The following is an 8,977-nucleotide window of genomic DNA, read 5'->3' on the forward strand; positions in this document are numbered from 1 at the left end:
CGCTCCCGGCGCCGGGAGCGGCAGAGCGCCTCAGTCCTTCTCCAGCACGAACGACGTCTGCAGCTTCGCGAACCCCGGCGCCTTGGCCTCCACCAGGTACGTCCCCGCACCGGCCGACCCCGCCGGCGGGGTCGCGCACCGCTCGGCGCTCGGCTTGCGGTCCCACTTCACGGTGTAGGTGATGCTCTCGCCGGCCGGCACCCGGAACACCAGGCTCCGAGCGCCCTCGGGGCAGTGGTCCGACGCCCAGTACGCGTCGTCGGCACTCGCCTGAGCGATCGTCAACACCGTGTTCTCCGGCCCGAGATCGATCTTGCAGTCACCGTCGGAGACGTTCCGCGCGGTCAGCAGGAACGTGGGCGTCCGACCGGGCTCGTAGGCGTTGCGGGCGCTGCGCAGGTTCAACTTGACCGCGGTCGCCGTGCAGTTGGGCAGTCCGGAGCCGGATCCGGACGGCAGCGCGTCACCCGCGCCGACCCCGGACGACGTACCGCCCTCGGAGCCGCCGCCCGCGCTGCCCTCCGCACCGCCGTCCGCACCGTCCGCGCCGTCGGCGCCACCGGAGTCCGCGGGGTCGCCGCCCGCCCCGTCGTCCCCGCTCCCGGACGACGAGCCGCCGGACCCACCGGACCCACCGGATCCGCCGGACCCCGGCTCGTCACGTCCACCCGGCGCCTGGCTGATCGCCGGTCCCGAACCCGACGGTCCCGGAGTGATGGACGGCGCGGGATTCTTGCCGTTGGCCCCGTTCCCCCGGCCGTCGCCGCCCCCGCCGCCCGCGGTGACCACCCAGGTGATCACCAATGCCAACAAGGCCAGTACGGACAGCAGTACGACCCTCCTTCGCCAGTAGATGGAGGAGGGAAGCGGCCCGACCGGATTGCGCAGAGATCCCACGGCGCAAACTGTACGAGAGATCGGCGCGTTCGCCCGTCCCACCCGCCGCCAAGACCACATCTTTTCCGGATCATCATTCCGGAAACCGCCCTGCTGCCCCTGCCGTTCGTCGGGTACGGCACACGACGATCGCGGGGTGTGACCGTTCCGGTCTTCCGCCTACGGTCCGTGACCATGGACTTCGTGGACAGCGGGCTCTACCGCGACATCACCGGCTTCGCACACGACACCCCGCCGTGGGTACGGCACACCGCCGAGATCGGGACCGAGGTCGGACTCCTGGTCTTCGTCGCGCTGTTCGTCCTCGGCTGGTGGCGTGCCCGGCACGCCGGCCCACGAACGTTCGCGATCGCGGCCCTTGCGCCTCTGGCCACGGCTGTGGCGTACGGGTGCAGCGAAGTGCTGAAGTCCGTCGTCACGGAGGAACGCCCGTGCCGGGCGGTCACCGGCGCCGCCCCCTCCCTGGCCGCGTGCCCGCCGCACGGCGACTGGTCGTTCCCCAGCAACCACGCCACGATCGCGGGCGCCTCGGCCCTCGCCCTGGTCCTGGTCCGGCGCGCACTCGTGTGGCTGACCGCCCCGTTGGCCCTGCTCACGGCCTTCTCCCGGGTGTTCGTCGGGGTGCACTACCCGCACGACGTGGTGGCGGGGCTGCTCCTCGGCACGGTCGTCGCCCTCGCGGCCGTGCGCCTGGCCACGCGCCCGGCGGTCCGGCTCGCGGGAGCGCTGCGCGCCTCGTCGTCGCCCGCCGCGCGGTGGTTCACCGGGCCGGGACCGGGGACGGCCGCCCACCGCGTGCCGCCGTACGCGACGCACCGGCGCCGCTGAGCGGGTTCACGCCGTGACCAGTCCCGCCTCGTGGGCGACGATCGCCGCCTGGACGCGATTGCGTACCCCGAGCCGGTCCAGGACCGCGCTGACGTACGCCTTCACCGTGCCCTCGACGAGGTGCAACCGGGCGGCGATCTCCGGGTTGGACAGCCCGGCCCCGACCAGGCCGAGCACCTCGCGCTCGCGCGGACTGAGCACCGCCACCCGCGCGCGTGCCTCCGCCTCCCGGGCCAGCCGGCCGGTGCCGTGGGCGCCGCCGAGGCCCTCGATGACGTACCGGGCCACCGTGGGCGACAGGAAGGCCGCGCCCCCCGCCACCGCCCGCACGCCGGCGATGAGTTCGTACGGGTCACCGGACTTGAGCAGGAAGCCGGTGGCGCCGCCGCCCAGCGCACGGGCCACGTAAGTGCGTTCGGAGAAGGTGGTGAGCATCGCGACGGCCGTGCCGGGCACGGCGCGGACGATCTCCTCGGCCGCCGCGAGCCCGTCCAGGCGGGGCATGCGGATGTCGAGCAGGGCCACGTCGGGGCGGTGCGCCCGGGCCAGTTCGACGGCCTCGCGCCCGTCCCCCGCCTCGGCGACGACCTCCGTCTCGCCGCTGCTCCCCAGGATGGCGCGCACCCCGGCGCGCACCATCGCCTCGTCGTCGGCCAGCAGGACCCGGATCACCGTGCGGACTCCTCGTGTCGTTCGTGTTCCCCGTGCCGTTCACGTCCCTCGTCTCCCCCACGGCCTCCCCGCTCCCCGCCGGACAGGCCGACGCGCGGGATCACGTCCTTGGCGACCAGCCGCCCCTCGTCGAAGCAGAGCCGGAAGTGGTCGACGGAGACGAAGAGTTCGCCGCTCGCCCGGTAGTAGCGGCAGTCCGCGCCCCCGGGCGGCGCGGGCGCGCGTTCCGCGGGCGGGTCCCGGACGTCCCGTTCCGGCAGCACCCGCGCCACCTCGTCGGCCGGGTCGCCCGGACGCAGCCCCGCGTACGCGGCGGGCTCCAGGACCGAGTGCGTCTCGGTGTACGCGTACCAGCCGAAGGCCGAACCGACCAGGACGACGCCCGCGCCGGCGGCGGCGCCGAGACCGGCCGTGGTGCGACGCCGGGCCCGGGCGAAGGGGGTGGAGGGCGGGCGCGGGGACGGGGCCGCCGCGGACGGCCGCGCCGGGACGTGGGCCCGGACCCGGTAGCCGTCGGCGTACGGGCCCGCCTCGAAGGCGCCGCCGACCGCGGTCACGGCGGCGCGCAGTCCGGTCAGGCCCGAGCCGCTCCCCGGGGACGGGGAACTCCCCTGCGGAGCTCGCCCGTTGGTGACGGTGACCGTCGCTCCCCGCACGCCGTCCCCCGTCACCGCCACGACGACGGGCGCGCCCGGTGCGTGCCGTGCCGCGTTGGTCAGCGCCTCCCTGGTCACCCGGTGCAGCAGCCGCTCGGCGAGCCCGCCGAGCCGTGCGGCGGTGTTCCGCCCGCCGGGTTCCCAGCGCACCGGCAGCCCGGACTCGGCGGCGCGGGCGACGAGTTGCTCGACGCTCTCGCCGGCGGGAGCCAGGGGCGCGGGCTCGTCGTCGTCCTCCCGCAGGACCCCGATGATGCGGTGCAGCCGGTCGGTGGCGTCGGCGGCCGCCGCGCGCAGATCGGCCGCGGCGGCCCGGTGGTGGCCGGCGAGGTCGGGGGCGACCTGGAGGGCGCCCGCGCGCAGGGCGATCAGGCTCAGCTCGTGCCCCAGGCAGTCGTGCATGTCCTGGGCGATCCGGGCCCGCTCCCGCAGCCGGGCGCGCTCCTCGGTCAGGCGCTGTTCCTCCTCGAGGCGGGCCGCCCGCAGCCAGCCCTCCTCGGCCAGCCGGCGGCTCTGCCGCCAGTAGCGCCCGCCGAGCCAGGGGAAGACGCAGCCGAACAGGAGGGTGCCGGTCAGGACCAGCCACTCGGGGACCGGGTCGGTCCCGGCGAGCGCGATCCGCACGGTGCCGGCACAGCCGACGGCGGCGAAGCACAGCGCCGCGGGGGCGGCGCGGCCCGCCCGCAGTCCGAGCAGCAGCGCGAACACGCCGAGCGCCGGACCGTAGGAGAGGCTGAACAGCGCGGGCGCCCGGGCCAGGCTCAGGGCGGCCACCAGGCCGAAGGCGACCGGGGGTCGGCGCCGGGACACGGCGGTGGCGGCGGCGAGCAGGACCAGGTCGGCCGCCCGCTGCCCGAGGGGGCGCGGCTCGTTCAGCCCGAGCCGGTCCGCGGTGAGTGCCGGGGCGGCGAGGGCCGCCCAGAGCAGGCAGCCCCTGCCGAGCGCGGCGCAACGGGCACGTTCCATGCCGCCGACGCTACAAGCGGCCGTGGGGCCGCCACTGCTGTCGATCGTCAGGTGCCCGTCACCCTCCGGGACCCCGTTCCCCTCCCCGCACCGTGGCGGTCCCCCCGCAGGGGTGGCCCGGCATGGCAGGATCGAGTGGACATGACTGCTCCTACGAAGCCCCCGTACGGCGGCACCGCCGATTCCGCGTCCGAGCGTGCTCTCGGTGAGCCGCTGCACTCCCCCGTCATCGAATGGTTCGACGAGCACGCCCGGGACCTGCCCTGGCGGCGCCCGGAGGCCGGTGCGTGGGGGGTGATGGTCAGCGAGTTCATGCTCCAGCAGACCCCGGTCAACCGGGTCCTGCCCGTCTACGAACAGTGGCTGGCCCGCTGGCCGCGCCCCGCCGACCTCGCCGCCGAGGCGCCCGGTGAGGCCGTCCGCGCCTGGGGCCGGCTCGGCTACCCGCGCCGCGCCCTGCGCCTGCACGGCGCCGCCGTCGCCATAACGGAACGGCACGGCGGCGACGTGCCGACCGATCACGCCCAGTTGCTGGCGCTGCCCGGGATCGGCGAGTACACGGCCGCGGCCGTGGCCTCGTTCGCGTACGGGCAGCGGCACGCGGTGCTGGACACCAACGTCCGCCGGGTGTTCGCCCGCGCCGTCACCGGGGTGCAGTACCCGCCGAACGCCACCACCGCCGCCGAGCGCCGGCTCGCCCGCGCGTTGCTGCCCGAGGAGGCGTCGACCGCCGCGCGGTGGGCCGCCGCCTCCATGGAGCTCGGGGCGCTGGTGTGCACGGCGAAGAACGAGTCGTGCCACCACTGCCCGATCGCCGCGCAGTGCGCCTGGCGCCTGGCGGGCAAGCCGGCCCACGAGGGTCCGCCGCGCCGGGGCCAGACGTACGCGGGCACGGACCGTCAGGTCCGCGGACGGCTGCTGGCCGTCCTGCGGGAGACGCACGGACCGGTGCCGCAGACCGTGCTGGACCGGGTGTGGCACGAGCCGGTGCAGCGCGCCCGCGCCCTGGACGGTCTCGTCGCCGACGGTCTGGTGGAGCCGTTGCCGGGCGGCCTGTACCGGCTGCCGCTGAGCTGACGCGCGGCCGGCGCGGCCGGGTACAGGCGTCCGCGGTCACGGCGCCGACCGGCCGGGCCGCCCCATGACCTCGTCCGCCACCGCACCGCTTCGCCGCGTTCCTCCCCGCTCCTCCCTGTTCCGCAGCGTTCCCCCCGTTCTCCCCGTTCCCCCTCGTTCCTCCTTCTGTTACACAACCGCCGGACAGCCGCAGGCTGCCCGCAGGCTTCTTCGCACAGCGCCGTGACAAGGCCTCCGTACCTTCGTTCGCGTGCCCGGCAACGGCACGACGGCCACGGATCACAGGCAGTGCGGCCGGCCCGCACGGGCGGGCCGGAACGGGGAGCGGAAGGCGGTTCACGATGGCGCAGGGCGAGGTGCTCGAGTTCGAGGAGTACGTCCGTACCCGGCAGGACGCGCTGCTGCGCAGCGCCCGCCGTCTGGTCCCGGACCCCGTCGACGCACAGGACCTGCTGCAGACCGCGCTGGCCCGGACGTACGGCCGCTGGGAGACCATCGAGGACAAGCGGCTGGCCGACGCCTACCTGCGCCGCGTCATGATCAACACACGGACCGAGTGGTGGCGCGCCCGCAAGCTGGAGGAGGTGCCGACCGAGCAGCTCCCGGAGGCCTGCGTGGACGACGCCACCGAGCAGCACGCGGACCGCGCCCTGCTGATGGACATTCTGAAGGTGCTCGCCCCGAAGCAGCGCGGTGTCGTGGTGCTGCGACACTGGGAGCAGATGTCCACGGAGGAGACCGCCGCCGCCCTCGGCATGTCGACCGGAACGGTCAAGAGCACGCTGCACCGGGCGCTGCACCGGCTCCGCGAGGAGCTCGAGGCGCGCGATCTGGACGCACGCGCGCTGGAGCGTGAGGAGCGGGAGCGTTGCGCGGCCTGACCGGCGCGGGGGGCACCATGGCCCGGGCGGCGACCACGGCGACGGCCGTGCTCGGCGCCGCGGGCCTCTTCGTCGCCGGCTGCGGCACGGGCGGCACCGGCGCGCGGGACGAGGGCCCGGCGCACGCGGAGGCGGTGGCGAGCTCCGCCCCCTCGCCCGTGCCGGCCACGGATCCCGCCCGGGTGAACGCGGTCCGGCTGGTCAAGGCCGACCCGGCGGTCTCGGCCGAGGTCAAGCGGGGGCTCAAGCCGTGCGTCGCCGACGAGTACCCCGTCGACGTGAGCTACGGCAACCTCACCGGAGGGACCGCCGACGACGTCGTCGTCAACGTGCTGACCTGCGGGGACGCCGTGGGGATCGGCTCGTACGTGTACCGCGACGAGGGCGGTGCGTACACCAACGTGTTCGCGGCCGAGGAGCCCCCGGTGTACGCGGAGATCGACCGCGGGGACCTGGTGGTGACCAAGCAGGTGTACGACCGGGGCGACCCGGTGTCGAGCCCGTCCGGCGAGGACGTGATCACCTACCGCTGGACAGCGGGCCGGTTCACCGAGGAGTACCGCACGCACAACGACTACGGCAAGGTGGGCGGCACCGAGCCGATGCCGGTGCCCGACGGCTGAGAGCCGGCTCACACCGTGAACCGCCGGGGCCGCCCGGACCGATGAACGGGTGAACCCTCCGCACGGCCCCCGCGTCCTTCGGGTGGGCGAGGAGGAAGCGCTCGCACCGGCCCGAGACCGAAACGAGAACTGAGAGCACCGGGATGGCAGACCAGACCCACGTCCTGTTCGTCGAGGACGACGACGTCATCCGCGAGGCCACCCAGCTCGCCCTGGAGCGGGACGGCTTCGCGGTCACCGCGATGCCCGACGGCCTGTCCGGCCTGGAGGCGTTCCGCTCCGACCGGCCGGACATCGCGCTCCTCGACGTCATGGTCCCCGGCCTCGACGGGGTCAGCCTGTGCCGCCGCATCCGCGACGAGTCGACGGTCCCGGTGATCATGCTGTCGGCGCGCGCCGACTCCATCGACGTCGTGCTGGGCCTGGAGGCGGGCGCCGACGACTACGTGACCAAGCCGTTCGACGGTGCCGTCCTGGTCGCCCGGATCCGCGCGGTGCTGCGCCGCTTCGGGCGGGCGAACGGCGGCCGGGAGGAGTCGGCCGCCGCGGACGGCTCAGGGGTGCTGGCCTTCGGCGAACTGGAGATCGACACCGGGGGCATGGAGGTGCGCAGGGCGGGAGAGCCGGTGGCGCTGACGCCGACCGAGATGCGGCTGCTGCTGGAGTTCTCCTCCGCGCCGGGCACCGTCCTCTCCCGCGACAAGCTGCTCGAACGCGTGTGGGAGTACGGCTGGGGCGGTGACACCCGGGTCGTGGACGTCCATGTGCAGCGGCTGCGGACGAAGATAGGCCAGGACCGGATCGAGACGGTCCGCGGCTTCGGCTACAAACTGAAGGCCTGAGCAGACGGATGCGGGGGTACTTCCGGCGCCTGGTGGCGGCCTGCGTCGACCGGGTGGGCATCGGCACGGGGCTGCGCTGGAAGCTGAGCGCGGCCATCGCGCTGGTCGGCGCGCTGGTGGCGGTCGCGCTGAGCCTGGTGGTGCACAACGCGGCCCGGGTGTCGATGCTGGACAACGCGCGCAGCCTCGCCGACGAGCGCCTCATGATCGCCCAGCGCAACTACGAGCTGTCCGGGCGGCTGAACTTCCCCAACACCAAGATCAACGACCCGGAGCTGCCCGAAGAGCTCCGGGAGAAGGTCGGGGAGGGCCGCCGGGCGACCTACGTGGCCGACCGGCCGGGCGGGTCGCCGGACATCTGGGCGGCGGTGCCGCTGAAGAACGGGCAGGTGATGTCGCTGCACTCCGGTTTCACCGACCGCAGCTCGGACATCCTCAAGGATCTCGACCGGGCCCTGGTGATCGGCTCGATCGCGGCCGTCCTGGGCGGCAGCGCGCTCGGGGTGCTCATCGGCGGCCACCTGTCGCGCCGGCTGCGCAAGGCGGCCGCCGCCGCCAACCGGGTCGCGGGGGGCGAGACGGACGTCCGGGTGCGGGAGGCCATCGGCGGGGTGGTCCGGGACGAGACCGACGACCTGGCCAGCGCGGTGGACGCCATGGCGGACGCGCTGCGGCAGCGGCTGGAGGCCGAGCGCCGGGTCACCGCCGACATCGCGCACGAGCTGCGCACCCCGGTGACCGGGCTGCTGACCGCCGCCGAGCTGCTGCCGCCGGGCCGGCCGACGGAACTGGTGCTGGACCGGGCCAAGGCCATGCGCACCCTCGTCGAGGACGTCCTGGAGGTGGCCCGGCTGGACGGCGCCTCCGAGCGCGCCGAACTGCAGGACATCCTGCTGGGCGAGTTCGTCTCCCGGCGGGTGGCGGCGAAGGACCCGGACGTCACGGTCCTGGTGGTGCACGAGTCGGAGGTCACCACCGACCCCCGGCGACTGGAACGCGTGCTGTTCAACCTGCTCGCCAACGCCGCCCGGCACGGCAGGCCGCCCATCGAGGTCACCGTCGAGGGCCGGGTGATCCGGGTCCGCGACCACGGGCCCGGCTTCCCCGCGGACCTGCTCGCCGAAGGGCCGAGCCGCTTCCGCACCGGCAGCAGGGACCGGGCCGGCCGCGGCCACGGCCTGGGCCTGACCATCGCGGCGGGACAGGCACGGGTGCTGGGCGCCCGGCTGACCTTCCGCAACGTCCGGCCGGCGGGGGCGCCGCAGGACGTACCGGCCGAGGGCGCGGCCGCCGTGCTCTGGCTGCCGGAGCACGCGCCGACGAACACGGGAAGCTACCCGCTGCCGCCGCAGTAGGGGGAAGCGGCCGGCGGACCGTCGTGGTCCCTCCGGGACACGGAGAGCGACCCCGGGGACGGGCACGGGGCCGTCCTCGGGGTCGTCGTCGTTTCGGTCACCCGGGCGCACCGGGGTGTCGGAGGAGGGTCGGGGACGCGTGTCCCGGACCTCCGTGGTCCCAGGTGTGTCAGCGGTGGG

Annotated in this window: 9 protein-coding genes; 6 read left to right on the forward strand and 3 right to left on the reverse strand. The window is 75.0% G+C overall.

The window, feature by feature from the left end:
- Nucleotides 1-30: 30 nt before the first annotated feature.
- Nucleotides 31-897, reverse strand: a complete 867-nt coding sequence (locus B7L92_RS29595) for a hypothetical protein (RefSeq protein ID WP_081240429.1) — start codon at nt 895-897, stop codon at nt 31-33.
- A gap of 174 nt (nt 898-1,071) precedes the next feature.
- Between B7L92_RS29595 and B7L92_RS29600 the strand changes: the two genes are divergently transcribed.
- Entirely contained in the window at nt 1,072-1,725 is a 654-nt protein-coding gene (locus B7L92_RS29600; RefSeq protein WP_174704039.1) for a phosphatase PAP2 family protein, read from the forward strand.
- Between the two features lie 6 nt (nt 1,726-1,731).
- On the opposite strand, the gene B7L92_RS29605 is transcribed toward B7L92_RS29600, so the two are convergent.
- Both B7L92_RS29605 and B7L92_RS29610 read right to left on the reverse strand, forming a co-directional pair.
- Nucleotides 1,732-2,397 carry a response regulator gene (locus B7L92_RS29605; protein WP_081240431.1) on the reverse strand — a complete coding sequence of 222 codons (666 nt, stop codon included), beginning with the start codon at nt 2,395-2,397 and terminating at the stop codon, nt 1,732-1,734.
- Nucleotides 2,394-4,019 (reverse strand): sensor histidine kinase, encoded by a 1,626-nt coding sequence (locus B7L92_RS29610; protein WP_081240432.1) that lies wholly within the window; start codon nt 4,017-4,019, stop codon nt 2,394-2,396. Before B7L92_RS29610 ends, B7L92_RS29605 begins: the two co-directional genes overlap by 4 nt.
- A gap of 141 nt (nt 4,020-4,160) precedes the next feature.
- Here B7L92_RS29610 and B7L92_RS29615 point away from each other — a divergent pair, with 141 nt between their 5' ends.
- The 5 genes from B7L92_RS29615 to cseC all read left to right on the forward strand — a co-directional run bounded on the left by B7L92_RS29615 (nt 4,161) and on the right by cseC (nt 8,797).
- Nucleotides 4,161-5,096 (forward strand): HhH-GPD family protein, encoded by a 936-nt coding sequence (locus B7L92_RS29615; protein ID WP_081240433.1) that lies wholly within the window; start codon nt 4,161-4,163, stop codon nt 5,094-5,096.
- 341 nt (nt 5,097-5,437) lie between these two features.
- On the forward strand, nt 5,438-5,977 hold the full coding sequence (locus B7L92_RS29620; RefSeq protein ID WP_081240434.1) for a SigE family RNA polymerase sigma factor: 540 nt from the start codon (nt 5,438-5,440) through the stop codon (nt 5,975-5,977).
- Complete coding sequence (locus B7L92_RS29625; protein ID WP_081240435.1) at nt 5,965-6,600, forward strand: hypothetical protein; 636 nt, start codon at nt 5,965-5,967, stop codon at nt 6,598-6,600. The genes B7L92_RS29620 and B7L92_RS29625 overlap by 13 nt, the downstream gene beginning before the upstream one ends.
- 143 nt (nt 6,601-6,743) lie before the next feature.
- The gene (gene cseB, locus B7L92_RS29630) at nt 6,744-7,442 is read left to right on the forward strand and encodes a two-component system response regulator CseB (RefSeq protein ID WP_081240436.1); all 699 of its coding nucleotides are present in this window, start codon (nt 6,744-6,746) and stop codon (nt 7,440-7,442) included.
- Between the two features lie 8 nt (nt 7,443-7,450).
- Nucleotides 7,451-8,797, forward strand: coding sequence for a two-component system sensor histidine kinase CseC (gene cseC / locus B7L92_RS29635; protein ID WP_081240437.1), 1,347 nt, complete (start codon nt 7,451-7,453; stop codon nt 8,795-8,797).
- Nucleotides 8,798-8,977: the final 180 nt, after the last annotated feature.

Source organism: Streptomyces viridosporus, assembly GCF_002078235.1.
Taxonomy (GTDB): Bacteria; Actinomycetota; Actinomycetes; order Streptomycetales; family Streptomycetaceae; genus Streptomyces; species Streptomyces viridosporus.

What these genes read in the sequence shown, in the direction of transcription:
- B7L92_RS29600 (WP_174704039.1), top strand. Translation starts at nt 1,072, where the DNA reads ATGGACTTCGTGGACAGCGGGCTCTACCGCGACATCACCGGCTTCGCA.
- B7L92_RS29610 (WP_081240432.1), bottom strand. Translation starts at nt 4,019, where the DNA reads ATGGAACGTGCCCGTTGCGCCGCGCTCGGCAGGGGCTGCCTGCTCTGG.
- B7L92_RS29615 (WP_081240433.1), top strand. Translation starts at nt 4,161, where the DNA reads ATGACTGCTCCTACGAAGCCCCCGTACGGCGGCACCGCCGATTCCGCG.
- B7L92_RS29620 (WP_081240434.1), top strand. Translation starts at nt 5,438, where the DNA reads ATGGCGCAGGGCGAGGTGCTCGAGTTCGAGGAGTACGTCCGTACCCGG.
- cseB (WP_081240436.1), top strand. Translation starts at nt 6,744, where the DNA reads ATGGCAGACCAGACCCACGTCCTGTTCGTCGAGGACGACGACGTCATC.
- cseC (WP_081240437.1), top strand. Translation starts at nt 7,451, where the DNA reads ATGCGGGGGTACTTCCGGCGCCTGGTGGCGGCCTGCGTCGACCGGGTG.